The organism is Ruegeria meonggei, assembly GCF_900172215.1.
Lineage (GTDB): Bacteria > Pseudomonadota > Alphaproteobacteria > Rhodobacterales > Rhodobacteraceae > Ruegeria > Ruegeria meonggei.
Map to the genome: position 1 here is coordinate 132,291 of NZ_FWFP01000011.1, position 20,041 is coordinate 152,331.

General features: G+C 55.7%; 22 protein-coding genes. 3 read left to right on the plus strand and 19 right to left on the minus strand.

Features of this window, described 5'->3' with window-relative positions:
* The 7 genes from RUM8411_RS17515 to RUM8411_RS17545 all read right to left on the minus strand — a co-directional run bounded on the left by RUM8411_RS17515 (nucleotide 1) and on the right by RUM8411_RS17545 (nucleotide 6,245).
* On the minus strand, nucleotides 1-555 hold the full coding sequence (locus RUM8411_RS17515; RefSeq protein WP_085824012.1) for a PQQ-dependent catabolism-associated CXXCW motif protein: 555 nt from the start codon (nucleotides 553-555) through the stop codon (nucleotides 1-3).
* A complete protein-coding gene (locus RUM8411_RS17520) occupies nucleotides 552-1,349 on the minus strand; it encodes a substrate-binding domain-containing protein (RefSeq protein ID WP_234995284.1) in 798 nt (265 codons plus the stop codon). Before RUM8411_RS17520 ends, RUM8411_RS17515 begins: the two co-directional genes overlap by 4 nt.
* 28 nt (nucleotides 1,350-1,377) lie before the next feature.
* Nucleotides 1,378-1,881 (minus strand): c-type cytochrome, methanol metabolism-related, encoded by a 504-nt coding sequence (locus RUM8411_RS17525; protein WP_085824013.1) that lies wholly within the window; start codon nucleotides 1,879-1,881, stop codon nucleotides 1,378-1,380.
* A gap of 70 nt (nucleotides 1,882-1,951) precedes the next feature.
* Nucleotides 1,952-3,754 (minus strand): lanthanide-dependent methanol dehydrogenase XoxF5, encoded by a 1,803-nt coding sequence (xoxF5, locus tag RUM8411_RS17530; RefSeq protein ID WP_085824014.1) that lies wholly within the window; start codon nucleotides 3,752-3,754, stop codon nucleotides 1,952-1,954.
* 131 nt (nucleotides 3,755-3,885) lie between these two features.
* Nucleotides 3,886-4,281, minus strand: a complete 396-nt coding sequence (locus RUM8411_RS17535) for a c-type cytochrome (protein ID WP_085824015.1) — start codon at nucleotides 4,279-4,281, stop codon at nucleotides 3,886-3,888.
* Between the two features lie 16 nt (nucleotides 4,282-4,297).
* Nucleotides 4,298-5,131, minus strand: coding sequence for an S-formylglutathione hydrolase (gene fghA, locus RUM8411_RS17540; protein ID WP_085824016.1), 834 nt, complete (start codon nucleotides 5,129-5,131; stop codon nucleotides 4,298-4,300).
* 1 nt (nucleotide 5,132) lies between these two features.
* Nucleotides 5,133-6,245, minus strand: coding sequence for an S-(hydroxymethyl)glutathione dehydrogenase/class III alcohol dehydrogenase (locus RUM8411_RS17545; protein ID WP_085824017.1), 1,113 nt, complete (start codon nucleotides 6,243-6,245; stop codon nucleotides 5,133-5,135).
* A gap of 162 nt (nucleotides 6,246-6,407) precedes the next feature.
* Here RUM8411_RS17545 and RUM8411_RS17550 point away from each other — a divergent pair, with 162 nt between their 5' ends.
* Nucleotides 6,408-7,022, plus strand: a complete 615-nt coding sequence (locus RUM8411_RS17550) for a hypothetical protein (RefSeq protein WP_085824018.1) — start codon at nucleotides 6,408-6,410, stop codon at nucleotides 7,020-7,022.
* A gap of 27 nt (nucleotides 7,023-7,049) precedes the next feature.
* A complete protein-coding gene (locus RUM8411_RS17555; RefSeq protein WP_085824019.1) occupies nucleotides 7,050-7,829 on the plus strand; it encodes a pentapeptide repeat-containing protein in 780 nt (259 codons plus the stop codon).
* 4 nt (nucleotides 7,830-7,833) lie between these two features.
* Here RUM8411_RS17555 and RUM8411_RS17560 read toward each other — a convergent pair whose 3' ends face one another.
* Nucleotides 7,834-8,865 (minus strand): quinoprotein relay system zinc metallohydrolase 2, encoded by a 1,032-nt coding sequence (locus RUM8411_RS17560; RefSeq protein WP_085824020.1) that lies wholly within the window; start codon nucleotides 8,863-8,865, stop codon nucleotides 7,834-7,836.
* 122 nt (nucleotides 8,866-8,987) lie between these two features.
* Between RUM8411_RS17560 and RUM8411_RS17565 the strand changes: the two genes are divergently transcribed.
* A complete protein-coding gene (locus RUM8411_RS17565; RefSeq protein ID WP_085824021.1) occupies nucleotides 8,988-9,800 on the plus strand; it encodes a quinoprotein dehydrogenase-associated SoxYZ-like carrier in 813 nt (270 codons plus the stop codon).
* Between the two features lie 20 nt (nucleotides 9,801-9,820).
* Here RUM8411_RS17565 and RUM8411_RS17570 read toward each other — a convergent pair whose 3' ends face one another.
* From RUM8411_RS17570 to RUM8411_RS17620, 11 genes are all read right to left on the minus strand, one after another.
* A complete protein-coding gene (locus RUM8411_RS17570; RefSeq protein WP_085824044.1) occupies nucleotides 9,821-10,171 on the minus strand; it encodes a hypothetical protein in 351 nt (116 codons plus the stop codon).
* Between the two features lie 32 nt (nucleotides 10,172-10,203).
* Complete coding sequence (locus tag RUM8411_RS17575) at nucleotides 10,204-10,878, minus strand: hypothetical protein (protein WP_085824022.1); 675 nt, start codon at nucleotides 10,876-10,878, stop codon at nucleotides 10,204-10,206.
* Between the two features lie 45 nt (nucleotides 10,879-10,923).
* Complete coding sequence (locus RUM8411_RS17580) at nucleotides 10,924-13,179, minus strand: hybrid sensor histidine kinase/response regulator (protein WP_200818602.1); 2,256 nt, start codon at nucleotides 13,177-13,179, stop codon at nucleotides 10,924-10,926.
* A 2-nt stretch (nucleotides 13,180-13,181) separates the two neighbouring features.
* A complete protein-coding gene (locus RUM8411_RS17585) occupies nucleotides 13,182-14,339 on the minus strand; it encodes an FIST N-terminal domain-containing protein (RefSeq protein ID WP_085824023.1) in 1,158 nt (385 codons plus the stop codon).
* Nucleotides 14,340-14,348: 9 nt separating this feature from the next.
* Entirely contained in the window at nucleotides 14,349-15,068 is a 720-nt protein-coding gene (locus RUM8411_RS17590; protein ID WP_085824024.1) for a response regulator, read from the minus strand.
* A gap of 110 nt (nucleotides 15,069-15,178) precedes the next feature.
* A complete protein-coding gene (locus tag RUM8411_RS17595) occupies nucleotides 15,179-16,360 on the minus strand; it encodes a BatD family protein (RefSeq protein ID WP_085824025.1) in 1,182 nt (393 codons plus the stop codon).
* Nucleotides 16,357-17,031 carry a hypothetical protein gene (locus RUM8411_RS17600; protein ID WP_085824026.1) on the minus strand — a complete coding sequence of 225 codons (675 nt, stop codon included), beginning with the start codon at nucleotides 17,029-17,031 and terminating at the stop codon, nucleotides 16,357-16,359. The genes RUM8411_RS17595 and RUM8411_RS17600 overlap by 4 nt, the downstream gene beginning before the upstream one ends.
* The gene (locus RUM8411_RS17605; RefSeq protein WP_085824027.1) at nucleotides 17,028-17,927 is read right to left on the minus strand and encodes a VWA domain-containing protein; all 900 of its coding nucleotides are present in this window, start codon (nucleotides 17,925-17,927) and stop codon (nucleotides 17,028-17,030) included. Before RUM8411_RS17605 ends, RUM8411_RS17600 begins: the two co-directional genes overlap by 4 nt.
* Nucleotides 17,924-18,901 carry a VWA domain-containing protein gene (locus RUM8411_RS17610; RefSeq protein ID WP_234995281.1) on the minus strand — a complete coding sequence of 326 codons (978 nt, stop codon included), beginning with the start codon at nucleotides 18,899-18,901 and terminating at the stop codon, nucleotides 17,924-17,926. Before RUM8411_RS17610 ends, RUM8411_RS17605 begins: the two co-directional genes overlap by 4 nt.
* Entirely contained in the window at nucleotides 18,879-19,250 is a 372-nt protein-coding gene (locus tag RUM8411_RS17615) for a hypothetical protein (RefSeq protein ID WP_085824028.1), read from the minus strand. Before RUM8411_RS17615 ends, RUM8411_RS17610 begins: the two co-directional genes overlap by 23 nt.
* Nucleotides 19,247-20,032, minus strand: a complete 786-nt coding sequence (locus RUM8411_RS17620) for a DUF58 domain-containing protein (RefSeq protein ID WP_234995282.1) — start codon at nucleotides 20,030-20,032, stop codon at nucleotides 19,247-19,249. The genes RUM8411_RS17615 and RUM8411_RS17620 overlap by 4 nt, the downstream gene beginning before the upstream one ends.
* Nucleotides 20,033-20,041: the final 9 nt, after the last annotated feature.

A 20,041-nucleotide genomic window follows, 5' to 3' on the forward strand; every position in this document is an offset into this window, starting at 1 on the left:
TCAACCGCCACCGGCCACGGGCTGACCAGGAAATGGCTCGACCTGTTCCAATGGGTACCCCCACAAGGCCCAGCCATCGGTGCCTTCGGGAAACCAATAGACGTTGGTGTAGCCCCATTCGATCACGCGGCGGGCAGCATTCCAACTCATCCAGCAATCTTCGAGGCAGAAAAACACAACTCCATGGTTAAGATCGCCATTGGTGCTGGACTCTAACCCGGTTCGAAAATAGTCCGCAGTGACGTCCGCGATGGCTCCGTAGCCGACATTGGGCAACCAGATCGTACCGGGAATGCTGTCGCGCGGCTTGTCTCGCCAAATCGTGCCCTCGGGCAGATTGGCTGGTTTGGGAGGCTGGGGCAAAACGTCAATAAACGCGGCACTCTGATCTTGCCATAAGCTGTGAGCCTCTTCTGGGCCGATGGTTGTGCCGCCGGTTATCTGGTCCGGCACCGGCGCCCGATAGTGGTCATTGCGGAAGTCACTGGGTTCGGGGACGGTTTGGGCCATCGCGGCAGTTGACAAAAGCGCAAGTGCCACGAACAAGCGCATCATTGCGACAGATCCAGCACCTCAGTTCCCAGATCATTCACCAGCGGAACACCGGCCTCGGCCAACACAGCATTAATCTCATCCTGATTGCGCCTGATCAGAGAATTCAGCTGCCGCTGCCAAACCTTCTCACCCTGCCGCACGCCCATGGTGATGCGATAGAACAAACGCGGAGGCAGTTCTTCGTTGATCAGCGGGATTACCTTGAAACCTGGGTAATCGGCCTTGACCAATGGCCCGCCCAGCGGGCCCCAGAGGATGGCCGCGTCAATCTCGCCCGATTGCAGGTCATCCAGCATATCTATAGCCGGTCTTTCCACGCGCCGATCGACGAATAGGTTGTAAGGCTTGGCCTGTCCGATCAGCCCATTCCGGGCCATATGCGCCGCCGGCGGAGTACCAGCCACGATCCCGATCTTTCGCCCCTTGAGCGCAGGGTCCTTCAACCGATCCACCTCAGTCAGATCGCTGTCCATCGGCACGATGAGCGCATAGGCGGACGTATAGTAGTGATTGGTGTTCTGCACCAACTCATGACCTTGCGCGTAGCCGATCACCACATCGCACCGTTTAGCGGCTAAGGTGTTTCGAATGAACCCCGTCGCTTGGGGAAACCAGACATACTGAACAGGCAATTCCAACTTAGCAGCAATTAGCTCGGCGAGTTGGTTTTCGTACCCTGATCCGTCCTCGGTCGACACAGGGTAGTTGGCGGGGTCCGCGCAAACGCGAAAGGCTGTCTTTGATACTAGGTCAGAAGTTTGGGCCTGCGCAGGCAGCGCCTGACCGAGCCACATGCCAAGTGCCGTCAGAGCAAGACAAGCCTTAACCCATGCACGCATCTTCATCCTCGCGGATCACGTCGGATTTCGCCTCTTTCTTGGGCGGGCGACCACGCGGAATCGCGCCCGACCCATGAGCCTTCAAGTATACATAGATGTCATCCAGAAAGCACATCACATTCGGGTTGTCGCCAAATCCCGGCATCACCGAGTTTTCAGCGGCGTTCACCACCTGTCGACCATTCGTGACGATGTCGACAAAGTCATAATAATCCATATCCAGCGCTGACTCTTTCAGAGCCGGCGCATAGGTCGAGCCCTCGCCATCAGGACCATGACAGACATGGCATTCCGCGTGATAGCGCCGGAAGCCTGAAAATGTCATCCAGTCCACAGTTCCATCTTCGGCCACATTGAATGTCGGAATATCGTCTTCGGTGTAGTACCTCCCATCTTCGGAATACGAGACCGCCAGATTGTCAGCAATCGCGGCAACGGGAAGCCAGGACACAAGAACAGATGCCAGAAGACGTACAGAGAGGTTCATGGAAAGCTCGTTTCATTGCATGTGAAAAACCGGCGCGGTCCGTTTGGGCCGCGCCGGTCGTTGCCTTGGCTTAGTTCGGCAGGGCGAACACGGTCAGCTGACCGCCCAGCGCGGTATAGTCGCTGAGAGCGGCATAGCCACCTACGGCACCCAAACCATCATTGGGGTTGGTCAGACCAGCCGCCAGACCAATACCGGCCCAGCCACCAACACCCGACAGGATGCCGATATATTGCTTGCCACCTTGCTCATACGTCATGACGTTTCCGATGATGCCAGAGGGTGTTTTGAACTTGTACAGTTCTTCACCGGTTTCAGCATGAACGGCCTTCAGATACCCTTCGAGAGTTCCGTAGAAGACAACGTCACCTGCTGTTGCCAGTGCACCGGACCAGACCGAGAATTGCTCGGGCAGCGACCACTTGATGCTTCCATCAGTGTTGTCCCAAGCAATGAAGTTACCCATACCACCATGGCTGTCAGGTGCCGGATACATCGCCAGCGTCGCACCCACATAGGGCTGACCAGCGGTGTAGGACACGCGGAACGGCTCATAGTCCATGCAAACGTGGTTGGTCGGTACGTACATCAGCTGGGTCTTCGGCGAGTAGGCTGCAGGCTGTTGGTCTTTGGTACCCAGAGCCGCCGGGCAGATACCGGTCGAGTTTACGTCCTCGCCGTTCTGTTCCGTCGAATACTGAGCGACCACAGCCGGACGACCATAGGTCTCGCTGTTGGGATCCATATCAACACCCGTTGTCCAGTTAACAACCGGGTCGAACTTTTCGGCCACCAGTAGCTCACCCGTGACACGGTCCATGGTGTATCCCAGACCGTTGCGGTCAAAATGGGTCAGCAGCTTGCGCTCGGTGCCATCAATTTCCTGTTCCGTAAGAATCATTTCATTGATGCCGTCATAGTCCCATTCATCATGTGGCGTCATCTGGTAGAACCATCTTGCCACACCGGTGTCGATATCGCGCGCCATGACGGTCATGGACCAACGGTTGTCACCGGGGCGCTGCGCCGGGTTCCAGGTCGACGGGTTGCCCGTGCCATAATACATCAGGTTCTCGTCCAGATCCGCGGAATACCAGCCCCAAGTGGTGCCGCCACCGATCTTCCACTGATCACCTTCCCAGGTATTCGTACCCGAGTCCGCGCCAACCGGTTTACCCAGATGGGTGGTCTTTTCAGGATCAACAAGGATGTCCGAATCCGGCCCCATCGAATAGGCCCGCCAGACTTGCTCACCCGAGTTCATGTCGTAAGCCGTAACCGACCCGCGCACCCCGAACTCACCACCCGAAATTCCGACAATGACCTTGTCCTTAATGGGCAGGACCGTAGCTGTGTTGGTTTCACCAATCGCCGGGTCACCATTCTGGACTTCCCAAACGACGTCACCGGATTTAGCATCCAGTGCCACAACCTTGGTGTCCGCTTGATGCAGGAAGATCTTGCCATCCGCATAGGCCACACCGCGGTTCACGGTGTCACAGCACATCACAGGAATAACATCCGGATCCTGCTTGGGCTCATACTTCCAGACGATCTTGCCGTCATTCGCCAGATCCAGAGCATAAACAATGTTCGGGAACGGCGTGTGGACATACATCATGTCGCCGATTACCAGCGGCGAACCTTCGTGCCCGCGCAGAACGCCGGTCGAGAAAGTCCACGCCACCTGCAGATCACCAACGTTGTCCGCGTTGATCTGATCCAATTCGGAATAGCGCTGATTTTTGTAGTCACCCGTCTGGATCGCCCATTGTTTCGAGTTATCCATCTGAGCAATCAGGTCGTCATTGGCATAAGCCGCAGTGGCCAGCACAATGGCAATCCCGGAGGTCCAAAGCGATAGATTTTTCATTCAATCTCCTCCCTTTCGTGCAGCGTTGTCGCTGCCTTGTAACACCTCACCCAGGTCGGATTGCGGTGTCTGTTAATGCTCACCCGGACCGGTCCTTTTCCGGTCGTGTTGGGGGCGAGCAATGCGGTCTCTTACGAACCGGTGTCCTCAAAGGTCGCAAGATATGCGATGATGTTGGTGCGATCGTCCTCTTTGCGCAGCCCTGCAAAGGTCATCTTGATCCCCTTCGCGTAGTCACGCGGCTTTGTCAGAAACGCGTCCAGTTCTTCGGGTGTCCAGACCAGCCCTTCTTCGGACAAAGAAATCAGCACCGGCGAATAGCCAAAGCCTTCAACGGTTGCGGCCTGACGGCCAACAATACCGTTCAGCATGGGCCCCACCTTGTTTTCAGCCCCCTCGCCCACAGCGTGACAGGCTTTGCACTTACGAAAGACTTTCTCACCCGCTTCGGGATCGCCTTCGGCACTTGCGAAGGCGGGTGCAAGCGTGAGGCAAGTAGCCGTGATTACCGTTCTGTACACTATCATTCTTTCCTTGCTGTTTTCATTGACTGAGACGTTCGGCGTGCCACTCGACATGATCGCGGGCAAAGCTATTCACGAAGAAATACGAATGGTCATACCCCTCCTGAATTCTGATCTGTCCAGGCTGGCGGCGCTTGGCCATCATGTTAGCCAAAGCTTCCGGCTTGAGCAGATCAAGGAACTGATCATCCGCGCCCTGATCAATCAGCAGTTCCCCTTTCCAACCGTGCTCCTCTAGAAGCAATGTCGCGTCATACTCTGCCCAGGTGTTTTCGTCGTCACCCAGATAGCTGCTGAGCTGTTTACGCCCCCAATCCGAACGCGTCGGATGCGCGATTGGCGCAAACGCCGAAAGAGACCCAAATTTTTCTGCATTGCGTATCGCGATCGTAATCGCGCCATGACCGCCCATGGAATGACCTGTGATCCCATGGCGATCCTGAATCGGGAGATTCTTCAATACGATATCGCGAAGCTCGTCGACGATGTAGTCATACATCCTGAAATGCGACCGCCACGGGTCCCGGGTAGCGTTTACATAGAACCCTGCCCCCTGCCCCAGATCATAGGCGTCGTCATCCGCAACGTTGTCGCCGCGCGGAGAGGTGTCAGGAAACACCACAGCAACGCCGTAATCCGCCGCGGCCTCCTGAAACCCGCCTTTGGTCATCGCGTTTTCATGGGTGCAGGTCAGGCCGGACAGATACCATAGCACTGGCACTGGTCCGGTTTTGGCCTGAGGTGGCAGATAGATGGCAAAGGTCATCTCACAATCACAGCTCTCGGACGAGTGGGAGTAGACAGTTTGTTCCCCTCCAAAACTGCGGTTTTTTGAGATGACCTTTAGGTCCATGTCAGTACTCCACTACTGCACGGATCGACTTACCTTCATGCATCAGGTCAAAGCCGTGGTTGATCTCATCTAGTGTAAGCTTGTGCGTGATCATGGGATCGATCTCGATCTTGCCGTCCATGTACCAATCGACGATTTTCGGAACGTCCGTCCGCCCCTTGGAACCGCCAAACGCCGTTCCACGCCACGACCTTCCAGTGACCAGTTGGAAGGGGCGTGTCGAAATCTCTGCTCCGGCCGGTGCAACACCGATGATGATGCTTTCACCCCAGCCTTTGTGCGCGCATTCCAAAGCGGTGCGCATTACGCCAACATTGCCCGTTGCGTCAAAGGTGTAGTCCGCACCGCCCCCGGTCAGTTCAACCAGATGCGCAACGATATCGCCGCTGACTTTCGAGGGATTCACGAAATCGGTCATACCGAAATGCGCTGCCATCTCGGCTTTGCCATCGTTCAGATCGACACCGACGATTTGATCCGCGCCAGCCATGCGCAGACCCTGGATCACATTAAGGCCGATACCGCCGAGACCGAACACAACGCCGCGCGATCCGATCTCGACCTTGGCGGTGTTGATTACCGCCCCGATACCAGTGGTGACGCCACAGCCGATGTAACAAATTTTGTCGAAGGGCGCGTCCTTGCGCACTTTGGCCAGCGCGATTTCTGGCACCACCGTGTGATTGGCGAAGGTCGAACAGCCCATGTAGTGATGGATCGGCGTGCCATCCAACATGCTGAACCGGGTTGTTCCATCCGGCAACAGACCCGCCCCCTGCGTCGCGCGCACTTTCTGACAGAGGTTCGTCTTGGGGTTCAGGCAATATTCGCATTCGCGGCATTCGGGGGTGTAAAGCGGGATCACATGGTCCCCAACCTCAAGGCTGGTGACACCTTCCCCGACCTCCAGAACAACTCCAGCGCCTTCATGGCCCAGAATTGCAGGAAATATCCCTTCGGGGTCATCGCCCGAACGGGTAAACTCGTCCGTATGGCATAGACCGGTCGCCTTCACCTCAATCAGGACTTCGCCTGCTTTCGGGCCATCCAGTTCAACCTCCATGATTTCCAAAGGTTGACCTGCCGCCACAGCAACCGCCGCGCGTGTTCTCATTTCTGTCTGTCCTCACTTGCACCGGAATCATTCAGGCCGGCCACTTGGGTCGAGTATGAGGGTCAGCCCCTTGTTCAAACAATTAAGACAATGGTGTGTATTGGGTTGAATGGACTTAGCGCGCAGATTTCATGCATAATATCCGCGTGGAGGTGAACTGTGATGTCGAACGGCAAGCTGATTGTTATGGCACTGGCTTGGCTCGGCACGGCTGGTCCAAGCATTGCGGCCGATTTTTCCGATCCAACCTGGCCGTGTATTCAACGCAAAGTCGAAGATCTTTCGCTGGGTCTTATGTGGCCGCACCAGATCAGTGAGAGTGAATCCACACAAAACAGCGCCGACATTGACGAAATCGTCGGACTGCTGGCCCTGAGACGGATCGAACTGGAAGACCTGAAACCCCAAGTCGCGGAATTTGCAGCGCGCTACAACGGGGATCCGGATGTATTAGGATTGGTATTCCAGCGTGTCTTTGAAACCTTGTCGAAACGACGCAAGCGCATCATCACCGGGATCGGAGAGTTTTCACTGAATCAGATCGACATAGCCGAAAAAATTGATCTTGCCCGAGTGGAAATGGAGCAAGCCTTGTCTGCTGACCCGCCGGATTATGACCGCGTTGATGCCCTTGAAGAGCAGCTGGACTGGGACCAGTTGATCTATACAGACCGTCAGCGCTCGATCACCTATCTCTGCGAAACTCCTCAAATAATTGAGCGCCGTCTGTTTGCGATCTCGCAAATGCTGCAGCAGTTGACGTCGGATCAGGGTTAGAGCGCCAGCCAAAAAACGGAGGGATACATGAGAACCTTACTGATCATCTTGTTAGCTCTCGCGCCACTATCCGCCCTTGGCCAGTCACCGCTCAGTGGCGTTGACATGACATTGCCTAAAATGACCGAAGCGCAGATGTCCCGCGCCGACGTTATCGCCCGGTTGGACGCCGCCATGACCGACAACCCCGCCGATTTCACCCGCGTCTGGCTCAACAATCTGGACTTGTCCGGACTGGATTTCAGCAATGCGATCCTTCGAGCGGCATCTTTAAACGGCACCGATTTGTCAGGGGCAAAACTGGATGGTGCAGTTCTTAGCCAGTCCTGGATGATCGGAGCGAACCTTTCAGGCGCATCACTTGTTGGGGCCGAATTGTTCCAGACCCAGCTCAGCAAGGCCGACCTTAGCGACGCCGATTTCACAAGTGCCAGAACCGCCGCGGACTTTACCAAAGCCAATCTGACCCGAGCGGTGTTTAAAGGGGCAGATTTCTCCGCCGACATGCGCAACCAATCCATGGGGCTTATGCGCGGCGTTCTGACCTCGGCGCGTGGGTCGGATGTGGATTTTACCAATGCGCAAATGTCCCGCGCCGATCTGGAATTTGCCAAACTGCCCAACGCAAATTTCACCGGTGCGGACATGTCGATGGCCACATTGGGTGGGGCAGACCTGACAGGGGCCACATTGTCCGGCGCTGATTTTACGGATGCTGATCTAACTGCAACGCAGTTAACGGATATTAAAGGTGCAGATCAGACCAATCTGGACGCCGCGAAGAACCTGAATCGCGCCATTCGCTGATGTGCTATTCCCATTCAAGTTCGGTAAACGCGACCGTTGCATTGCGGGGATTGTAGGTTTCAAACAAATCCCAATGTTCCGCTTCCTCCTGCGCGATCGTTTCGACTGCATCTCCCAGACGCTGACCGCTGTCGATTGCTGCGCGCGTATCTGTTTCCAGCACATCCAGGTAGTGCAGCATATCCGCTGCACCTTCCGGCCAGGCCAGGAGGGGACCACCATGGCCGGGTACAATTTGAGTAACCTCCAACCCGGTCAGTTTTTTGAGAACACGCTGCCAACCGATCAGCTCGCCATCCAACGCCGGGATATGCCGATGAAACACTAGATCACCCGTGAACAACACACCGGAGTTTACATCCATCACTGTCAGGTCATTCCCCGTGTGCGCTCTGGGCCAGGCCCGCAGGATCAGTTTACGCCCGCCCAGATCAATCTCCTCCTCGGTTTCGACCTCGATTTCTACCGTAATCGGCTCAACACCCAGATAGGCCTCGGGGCCAAGAGCTGTGCTCAGGCTTTCGACGTAGTTGCCCAAACGGTCCAACAACGCTCTTTCTAATCCCGCATGGCCAACAACCTTTGCCCCTGCAAGAGTCAACGGTGCGGTCCCAAGAGTGTGGTCGGGATGCATGTGTGTCAAAATTACGTGACTGACGGGTTTGTCTGTTTCTGTCCGAACGGCGCGCCAGATGGCCTCTCCCATCCAAGGTGCAGTTCCCGTGTCGATCACCGCAACACTGTCTTGGCCGATGACAAATCCGATATTCGATATGTCCCCCAAATTGCCCGCTAGGGGCTCTTCTATCAAACCGAGATGCACAAAAAGGCCGGGCGCAACTTCGTCAAAGTTCAGTTTCTGACCAACAGGTTGGCAAAAGGGTTCTCCGCTGTGCCCATCGGTAAGCAGCGGAGGCGAGACCCTTAGCTCCAGTTCGCAATCGACCCGATATTCAGCTTCGTAGCCCGGCAAAAGCTGCTCTCTGCAGAGCTCGGTCGCGGTCTGTGCGCACACTAAAATCACAGCTTCGAACATAGAAAACCTCCGCTGAGTACCTTGGCACAGATCGCTGCCGGAACCACACCGCCTTTCGTCGGCATATATTTTGTTGGGGTTTTATGGCATATTCTGCTGCACCGGTTGCCGGAGGAGACAACATGGCCAGAGCACTTGCACCCGCAGCGATCCTTTCATTTGCGATATCCTTGCCCGCATGGGCAGAACAGCCAGTCAAGAACCCGCTTGCCGACAGCGAGACATGGCAGGACCTGCAATATGACGTGGTGGGAGACGCCCAGATCGGGAACGCGGACACATTGCTTTCTCTGGACGCACCCTATAGGGCACATGATGCGGCGACAGTGCCTATCGTTTTGAAGCAACTCGACCCCAATGTGGAGATATCCGCCGCTACTGTCGTGATCGACGAAAACCCGGCTCCAATCGCTGGTGTCTTCACCTTTTCACCAGCCATGGGTGAATTGGATTTCGAAATGCGGGTCCGCGTGAACCAATACTCGAATATCCGGGTGATTGCCGAAACGCCTGATGGGCTTCACATGACGGGCCGGTTTGTCAAAGCCTCTGGCGGCTGTTCTGCTCCGGCCAGCAAGGATCCAGAGGTCGCTTTGGCGTCGATGGGCAAGATGAAACTGCGCAGTTTTGGGCAAGAAGCACAGGTATCGACACCGCGCCGCGAAGCTCAGATCATGATCCGGCACCCGAACTATTCCGGTCTGCAGCGCGATCAGGTCACGCAACTGTTCATTCCGGCGCACTTCATCGACCATATCGAAGTTTGGCAGGGCGAAGAGCTGTTGTTCACCATGGACGGCGGCATCTCGATCTCGGAAAACCCTGCTTTCCGGTTTACCTATAACGACAACGGCACGACCATGTTGACGGTCAAGGCCACAGATACCGAAGGCAATACGTTTGAGAAAGACCTGCCCAAGGCTGCGGCCAGCTAACGGACGGTTTCGCGTTCAGCTCAGAAACAGACAATTTCAGCTTCGGCCTGTGCGCGGCGCAGATCAGCAACCATGTTATCAGCCAGAACCGCGCTTTTGAAAAACGCCATTCTCTCCCCCCCGACCCGGCGCATCGACAGTACGGTTTCCGCCTGTTCGTATCGTTCATAGGGCAATATCGAAGCGATAAGATCAATCGAGCACGAACACCGGTCCAGCATCTCGCGGGTCTGGCCATTGGTCACCATACATGCGAACACGTAATCCGCGCGCGCTGCGGTCGGGTAATCGTTGAGCCGGTCGGCGACGCTTTGTGCTGACACTGTGATCGGTACAACCAGGAAAGCCGCAACTAAGACGGTATAGATCATCCGGTTACGTCCCCATTTACGGCCCGAGGCATTCATTCTCGACCCTCCTGCACGCCTTCAAACTGTATCTCCGATCGATAAACTGCCGCGCCCTCGCCTTGGGGCGCAGCTTCAGCGACCAGGTGCAGATACCATCCCGGAACCTCCTCTGACACGGTGACGCTGAGGGTAAGATCTCCGAACCCTTGCATTCGGTCCCGGTTCGGATCCTCGGCGAAGGGCCGCATGAGGATGGTCTGTACAGGAATGGTTTTGCCATCGAGCAACGCCTCACCCTTGATAATCTCGGCAGGTTGAACCAGCGCGTCTTTGACGCGGTTTCGGATGTAGAAAGGGCTGCCTCCGGCGGACTCAGCCATGTCCCGGATGGCACTTTCATAAAATACCATGATCATCGGATTCCCGACACTGGCCGGAAAGACTCCCATGGCGCGGTGTTTGTCATTTTGGCGAAACTCCAGATGCGCCATTTCGGTTCCATCGTCCGCGAAGCTGAGCGCGATATCGCCGGTGTCACGCTCGGCTGTATCGGCCCGAAGCTGGTTTGTGACGGTGCGCTGGTATAGCAACTCCTTGTCCCTTGCGATACTGTCCAGAACGCCATCCTGGAACAGCAAATCATAAGCCTGTTCTGCGTCAATCGAGGCAGCGGCCAACGGACTAAGACTCAAAAATGAAGCCACCAGTCCGCAAAGAAACAGTCTCATGATTTTGTCCTCCCATGAATGAAAGTATGGGCTATTCGCCCCATGTCACCGCCGACTTTTGTCGGTGTCGAGCGATTGAGTGGCCAGAGCGTGCTGAATCTTCCAGATGATCAAGGACCGGAGCCGGGGCAGCTTGACCGGTTTTGTCATAACGGAAATCTCATACCGCAATCCTTCTTTGCGTAAAGCTTCGCTGCGATCCGCCGTGATCAAAATCGCCGGAATCTGAGTCTGCGTCATCTCTCGGATTTGGCGGATTGCGTTCACACCAGTTTCACCATCATCCAGTTGGTAATCCGCCAGAATGATATCGGGCGGCATTCCTATATCTGTGATGAACTGCATGGCCTCCTGCGGTGACAGGGCTGGCAGAACACTGGCGCCATTCTGTTCCAGCCATTGCGTTGTGCCAAACAGAACATCACGGTCATTTTCGATTACCAATACGATGAAATCCAACGGCAGATCTCCGGCGTTCGTCAGAAGATCCAATGGCTCAACAACACTTTGCTCGGTTTCGACCCTGTCCATTTCGATGCTGAACACAGATCCCATCCCGGGTTTTGACCGAAGCGCCAGTTTGTGGCCCAAAAGCCGGCACGCGCGGTCCACGACGGACAACCCCAGTCCCATACCGGACCCAAGAAGCCCGTTTTCAGCGCGTGTAAATTCTTCGAACACGCGTTCCTGATCTTTGCGTGCAATGCCAATACCCGTGTCCCAGACTTGCAGGATGACTTTGTCACCACGTCTGCGACACCCCACCAATACCCGACCACCGGGCTCAGTGTATTGGATGGCATTCACCACCAAATTCTGGATCGAGCGCAAAAGATAGACCGGATCGGAGTTCACGATTACCGAGCACAGAACCACATCAAGCTTCACATTTTTGTTCTCAGCGACCAGCATCTGGTCGCCTTGTATCCCTGCAATTATCGAGGCGAGGCTGACATCTGTGGGTGAGACCATATCCGGGTCAACGGTTTCGAGCCGTGAGATATCCAGCAATGAATGCAACAACTGCTCGGCAGAACCGAATGCACCGTCTAGTCGCTCCATCATCTCATAAAACTCGCTCTCGCGCGTGATCTCCAGCAAAGTTGAAATCATCAGTTTTGCTGCATTGATCGGCTGAAGCAGGTCGTGACTGGCGGCAGCAAGGAACCGTGTCTTGGAGGATACCGCAGCTTCAGCGCGTTCCTTTGCGATCCGCAGCGCCTCTTCCACCCGCGCTTTTTCGTCGTATTCCTGAACCAGCTTGGCATTTGCATGAGTCAATTCTGCCGTGCGTTCCATGACTCGGTTTTCCAGGGTCTCAGTCGCACGGGCCTCCAGCGTCACGTCTTTGAGTTCGACCAGAAAACCACCATCTGGCAGTTGGTTGACTTGTATGTCCAGAACTCGGTCCGATCCGTCACGTACACGTTTGCGCAGCCAGCCCCGACTTTTAAGTTCGTGCTGCCATCTACCGATCCTGCGTTCATCTTCGGCCTTGATCAGCTCACGTGTCCGCATCAGATCCAAAAGCGTTTTCACAGGTACGTTTCCCCGCAAAAAAGAGAGCGGCAGGTTCAGAATTTCTCGAAATCGCGCATTGTGCATCATGATCTGGGACTCAGACGAGAACGTGCAGACGCCAGAGCTCATGTTTTGGAAAACAGCCTGAAGATAGTCCTCCTGCCGGTCGATAAGGGTCTCTTTCTCGTCGCGGTTCCGACGCACAACCGAAGTGATGTCGGTGAGCAGAATAACCACGTTCTGAGCCGAAGTGTATTGCGCACTGAGTTGATACCAACGGTCGCCACGCAGTTCGATCACGTCACTTGACACCATACCCGTGTGGCAATTGCGCTCCAGCGTGTCCAACATGTTCGAGATGCCATGGTCGGACGACACGAACTCGGGGCTACTTTGCACCAATAGAAAGAACCGTCCCAGGCTGAGGCCTGGACCGACAATTTCCGATATGTCCGGGAAAATCGCCTGAAACAGCTCGTTACACAGGTTCAACTCACCATCAGTGAACAGCGCAAACCCTTCTTCCATGGAAGACAGCGCTTTGACGAGGCTTTTGCGGGTTTGCTCGCGTTCGTATCTGGCGCTTTCAAGTTCGGTTGTGGCCCGTTCCAGATCGCGGCTCTGCTCCATCACCTGCTGCTGTAGCTCGATAGCAGACTGAAACGCCAGGAAGGCGGATGGTCCGACGTCCTTTTGGCGATTGGCGCGCCGCATCAGCGCATCAATGATCTTGGCTTGTTTCGAGACCTGAATCTCGAGCGGATCGTCTGGATTAAGCATGGTCAACTCAGGTCCCGCTTCTCTGGCTCAAAGAAGGCGACCCCCACAAAGGTCTGGTTCATGTGGACACCGGATTGCTGCTCTCCATAGGTGTTGAAACCAACAACCCGGTGGGATTGCAAAACGTCCGAGACCTGATTGCTCAGCTGTTTCTGTTCGATTTCCAGCTTGCGCAAAATACAGTCGAACCCAAGGATGAAATCCGGTGCCGTTCCGGTATTGTCGCGCACATCGAGCCCAGACTTGAGCGTTTCGATGATTTCCTTCCCCCGTCCCAAAGTCATGATCAGGCCATCGTCTATCGCCGCGAGAAAGGACAGCGAGCCCCCGTCCATCGGTTCGCGAATGGCGCGTACGTAGTAATTCAAGTTTTGCCGCAGAAGCAGCGGGTTTTCTGCAAAAACCAGCGGCGAAAGATCCTCGGCTGCGCAGCCGACCAGCCGCGCGTATTCCTGAGCCGCCGGAGCGCCATTGATCTCATAGACCACACGCTCTTCCGGATTGGCATCGGTGATAATGATCTCTGACCCGATTGGCAGGAAATGGTCAAAACCGATACCTTGAAAACCGAGGTTTGTCTCAATCAACAAAAGGATAGCGGCATTGCTGTAGGCACTGCCGCCATGTAAAACAAACGTTTCTTCATATTGCAAGCCATCTCCAGCAGAGCCGCCAAAGATCGACAATCCGTCAAGAACGGTTTCCAGGGTTGAGACCAGCAGATCTTCTTGCTTGGACAATCCATCCGAGAATACCAAAGCCAACCTGTTCCATCCTGCCGTATGACGAAATCTCTCGGCCTGACGTTGTGCGGTAGCTGCGATTTCCGTTGAATCCAACGGCCTGAGTTCCTCGTACAGAATCGAGGAGCATCGAAAATTGGACTTGGGAAAGGCCAACAGCAAAAGCGCATCCGATTCATAACCTGATCGCGTTATCTGCCCCGCAGTTGTGCAGCCGAAAACGGGAACGCCCGCAAGCTTCCAGTTTAGGCGGCGCGATACTTCCGCGGGATCATGGTTGCTGGGAACAAAGGCTAGGACGAAGCAAGATGAGAGGCAATCAATGTCCGCGCAGGCTTCCTCAACGGCGGTTGCCGGGTCCGAGCTAGCGGAACGGCCAATAGCTATGAAGTTCGGTCTAGGTTCCAAATCCCGCATGCACGCCCCCTAGTGCTGAAGAAAGGACTTAACCTCCGGCTCATGTCGCGACTGACGGGCGACAACCGAGTCGACCAGAACAGCGGCCTGGGTTCGATTGCGCACCCCTAGTCGACGCAGTAAAGCGGTGATATGCGCCTTGACGGTCGCCTCGGCCAACGACAGCTCGTATGCGATCTGTTTGTTAGATTGGCCCACACAAATAAGTTTGAGAATTTTGACCTGTTGCGGCGTCAGTGATGAAAGTTCAGGGCTGGATTGATAGACAATGCTCTCTAGTGGCTTTGTCTCTTCAACCCGTCTGTATTCGACAGGCACATACTTACGGCCAGAAGCGATTTCCTGAATCGCGATCTTGAGTGTTTGCGCGGGCGTATCTTTGGGAAGAAACCCCATCGCACCGTGATCCAGTAAAGATCGCACAAGCTCTCCGGATGCAAGGGACGAGATAACCAGAACCGGCACCTTCGGACAGCGCTGTCGGAACTGTTGAAAACCCGAGATACCTGTGACGTCCGGCAACTTGAGGTCAAACATGATCAGGTCAGGTTTGAAGCCCTCGCCAAGTATCTCAAATGATTGCGCGAGCGTGTTGGCTTTTTCAATCCGGCAATTCTCGAAACTCAGTTGCAACGCCGCAGCCAGTGCGTCGCTAAACAGCGGATGATCATCAACAATAAGCACGCTGGACACTTGGTCCAACGGTTCAGGGCATCCCGCAGTATGCATAGCCTCTCCTCCAATGGGAAAAGTACATCATTTCTTGATCAGTTCAACTGTTTCATTTTGATACGTTCAAAAGATTCCATAAATAACAGAAGCTTGATAACTCGGAGGGTCTAATTTTTGAGGAATTTCCTGACAAATTCATTCAAATCAGGTGCCGCTACCTTGGGATCGAACACCTGCCTGTCAAAGTCTCGAATTTGTTCAAGGCGCCCGGATGAGGGTCCGTCCCGACGTAAGATCGCAACAGCAGTTTGTCGCAGCCCGTTTGCGCGACCGGCCTTGGCGCAACCCCGCAAATCACGAACCAGGGGATCGAAAACACTTAAACGCTGCAATGCCTTTGAAGCGGCCACTTTATGCCCAGACATGCCTAAAACCAGACCAGCCAGAAAAACGACAGCGGCGAATGCGAAAGCTGGCCATTTCAGCAACGTCACAGGTGGCGCTACCTCCTCGGGGCCGTCAGAGGGCACCGCTCCGGTGAACGTGCCGTACGCAATGCGTTGTGGTGAAATCGTGACCTCGCGAGCTTCGCGCGCGAAGGTGTCGAAATAGCTGAATTGCAGGGGTTCAACAAGGCCAGACGTATCGTTAGACGGGCGAATGGTCCAGCGCCAGAATGCATAGGTTACTGGCCCCTCCGGGGTCAATTCGACTAGACGTTTCTCAGGATGCGCGAAGATCAAAGCCGAAGGTGAGGTTAACTCTGGCATCGGCGGGATCATCTCGGGGGTTGCACCCAAAGCCTCCAGCCGGATGACACGCAAGACACCCTCGCCCGGGGCAAGTTGATCTGGTGCATTCGACCACTGGTCTGAGATTTGCAACATGCGCACCGGAAACCACCAATCCTTCGTGGCCGGGGCTTCAGCGACCTGAATGGACAGTGGTTCCGATTGAATCTCATGTTCAAACCAGTCGTCATTTTCGTCAGTCAGCGTCAACCGGTGAACGAATGGACCAATCGCAAGCTCGCCCGCCTCGACCGGATAGATTGCCATGCGCCGGGTAAACACTATGAACTTCCGACCATTGATCCGTTCTTCCGACCAACTGTCCGGCCCAAGCTGTGCCCAGCTAAACCCTTCAAAATCGGGTTGGACAAGTTCCTCACGAGTGATGTGTCGGCGGTAAACACCCCGGATCGTCAAAAGCACCATCTCCTGGGTGAAAGGAACAGAGCCGTTGTCTTCAATGGTAACCTCTATCGACGCCTCAGATGGCAGCACGGTCTTTGATTGCGCCAGCACCTGAACAGGGAGAACGATGAGAAGTAAAACCAACCACTTCATTCCGAACTCTCAGCTTCAGGAGGGGAAAGACCCAGCTTGACCCTGCGTTTGTGTTCCTGCGCGATACGGGCCGCCATAAACTCACCCGGAACATCGGAAAGCTGATGGAGCCATCGCTGGTCAGCTACCATGAACTTGTCATCAAAGATGCGCCGCACGCCCAATCGCCCGCGGCTGTCCAATTCCGCCAGTCCCAGCATCGTGTTCGAATTCGTGACCTCACTGCCCGTTCCCGCCGCGCGCGCATTGCCACGGGCCACAAAGCTTTCGGCTTTAGGACCTGACTTGCGTTCCGGGAAAAGGCCCAACGCCTCTGGCTCGATCTGCTGCCCCGCATAATAGGCGGCCAGCACATCGAAATTTGCCTGAGCATCCGAGTTACCCTTGCCGATGGCCTGATCATAAGCCTCCAGTGCGGCGGCCATTTTACCGTTCCGGGCCTCGGCATTGCCGAGATTGTACTGGTCACCGGCGCTTTTGAACGCTTCGGCGGCTTCATCGAAGTCCCCGGAACGGTACAGGGCAATACCGTGCCAGCTCGGATCCGAAAACAGGTTTGCCGCCAAAGGGTACAGGCCAATCGCCAAGGCAGCGCGCCCAAAGGGGGTAGCACCGCCCAACGCAAAAGCGAGAGCAATACAAGCAGCGCCAGCGATTGCAAGCCATCTCATGCGCGTTCCCTCCAAAACAACAACAAGAGCGGGAGCAATGCGAATATCAACAGATACCGCCCCAGATCGTGCCAGAACAACACCGGATAGTCTGCGCGTTCCAACCGAGTTGCGGCATCATCGGCCAACCAAAGGGCCAGATCATCCGTCTGGTCCAACGTAAACACGGCACCGCCGCCGACACCGGCATGCATTTGCGTTCGCGCCGTCGGAGACAGTAGCGACACCAAAGACACGCGCGCACCGCGCGACGCAAGAGACGCGACCTGTTGCAGCGAGAGTGAGCTCAATCCGTCGCCGTCCGTGAATATCACCACGTCCCCGGCCAAAATCCCTGTCTCCTCCATCCGCTGAAACGCCAGTGCCAGTGCTCGTTCAGGGCGCGATCCTTTGTCAGGAACAGTCTCTCCGTTGATGAGAGAGAATGTTTGCCCCAATTGGCGGTGATCCGTCGTCATGTCCGTGGCCACATAGGCATCACCTGCAAATACAATGATACTGCCGGGCCGGGATCCAAGCGCGCTGATGCCAAAACGCCCCATGCTCAGCATTTGTGGCCAGCGGCTGTCATCCACCACGCTGTCTGACACATCCACAAGGAACAGCACGCCATCCAGATTACGATAGGTTTGCGCGTCGCGCCGTTCGATGGCCGGGCCCGTAAGCGCAATGGCAACGATTCCGCTGGTCAGCAGTAAAGCGGCTGGCGTAAGCGGGAACGAACCACCTTCGATCCTGCCGATCGCCGCCATTGCTTTCATAAGCTGAGGATCGGTAACTCTGTCCCAGGCACCAAACCCACCAGTGCGGGAAATTACCCACCAGCCGACCGCGCATAGGAAGAACAGGGAAAGCCCCCAAAACGGCCTGAGCAAAGTGACGTCCAATTCACTCATTCCGCCTGCCTCCATGCCGCGATCAGGGCAAGTGTCGCTGCCACCGCCGCAGGCCATATCCAATAGGATTTGTGGATCTCGGCCGTAAGGCCAGAGCTGTCGGTCGCTTCCAACCGATCCAGCGCTTGCGTCACGTCGATCAGATCATCGGTAGTTTTGACGCGAAAAGCCTCACCACCCGATACTTCAGCAATGGCGCGCAAAGTGGCGGCATCAACAACTCCGCGTTCACCGACCTCAGCGCTTTGCAGGTCTTTGGGGCCAAGCGCAATTGTGTGAACCCGCACGCCCATTTCAGCGGCCAGTTCTGCCACGCCCCGAGGGTTCGTGGCCCCCGCGTTGTTCACCCCATCCGACAACAAGATCACAACGCGCGACGCTGCCTGACTGTCAGAAAGCCGCTTCAACGCAAGGCCCAGGCCATCGGATATGTTGGTCGCTCGACCCGATATACCTATCGTGGCCTCTTCAATCCGTCGTGCAACAGCCTCGGTATCGAATGTGAATGGCGTCGCGAAATAGGCTTCAGAACCAAACACAATCAAAGCCACCCGGTCGCCAGCGCGGCGTCGGGCGAACTCGGACCCAACGCTTGTTACTGCCTTCAGCCGGGTGATCTTGCGCCCATCGAGATGAAAATCATCCCGCACCATCGAACCCGAAAGATCCAATACAATCGCAAGATCCCGCCCAGAAACTTTCAAAGCGCTGATAGGTTGCAGCTCGCGCGGACCGGACAAGGCAAAGACAATCAGCGCCCAAATGGTCCACAAGGTGAGGCGATCTGCCAAGCGCCGGTTCACGGCGTTAACCTGAGGACTTGCCGCCAACAGCATCCCGCCAATGCGATCCGGAACCGGGAACCCACGTTCAAAAACTGGCCGTGGTTTGATCAGACGAACAATCACCAGAGGCAACGGCAACAGAAGCAAAGCCCAGGGATCAGCAAGCTCAAACACCGCCCGCAACCTCATCCTGCAGAGTCTCCAGATCGGGTCCTCCGCCGGGTTGGTAAAGCTCACCCCTCAGTTCAGCATAACGCCTCGGGTTCTGAGCGCGTAGCCTGTGCAAAAGCGCCACCTTGCGCCGATCCGCAGACCAACCGAGTTGTTCTGTAAATTGATCGGGCGTTTCCAACTGTTTGTTTGCGGTGGCCTTGATACTCAGAAACCGCAGGATGGCAACGCACCCTACTGACGCCAACGCTGCGAACCCGAAGACAGCTGCGTATTCGGCAAACACCCCGCCCGCAGCCTCGGCGGGTAAGTGGATGTCCCGCAGACTGGCCAGCATTGTGGCCTCATTGAGTGCCTTCTCACTCATGGCTCGTATCTTGCCGCAAAGGCTGACGAAATGCGGCGGGATGTTTCCTCAACCGGGTCGCTCGCGTTCACAACAAGCGCCATATGTGCCGCAACCTTCTGATAAATCAGCACATCATCAGGCGCAGTCTTACCCAGATAAACGCGCCTTTGCTGCCCGTCCGGCAGGCGAATCGGATACCAGCCGCTTGGCATCTCATGTGTTTTGCTTTCAGTTAAAAGGACCAGACGTGGGTTTCGGCGATGATCAAGCCGATCCAGCAGATCAGAAAACCCATCACCCTGATGATCAAAACCAGACGCGATGATGATCTCGGAGCCGGTGGGCGTCAGCCTTTCAACACCGGTTAGCGACTGTTCCAGCGTCCACCTCTCATCCTTGCCGTTCTGCAAGGCGTTCAGACTGCGCGAATGAGCCTGAACCAGACCGCCGATCACATCCAGCATCCCGCGTGTCTTGCCTCGTGGCGGGACAATCACAGATGTATCGGTTGATATCGTCAGCAAGCCGACGCGCCCACCGCTTTCAACCATATGCCATCCGATCAAGGCCAGAGCCTCGGCGGCAGCAACAGAGAGAAACGCCCGCTGCAGGCCCCAGAACATCGGCGCGCGGAAATCGGCAACCAACAGGGTGACCCGATCTCGTTCCTCCTGAAACTGTCGGATATGCAGACGCCCTGTTCGGGCGGTGGTGCCGCGATCCAGATGTCGAATGTCATCCCCCGCCACGTATTCGCGAACATCTGCAACTTCGACGCCCTGCCCGCGCTTACGGGTCAAAAAACCGCC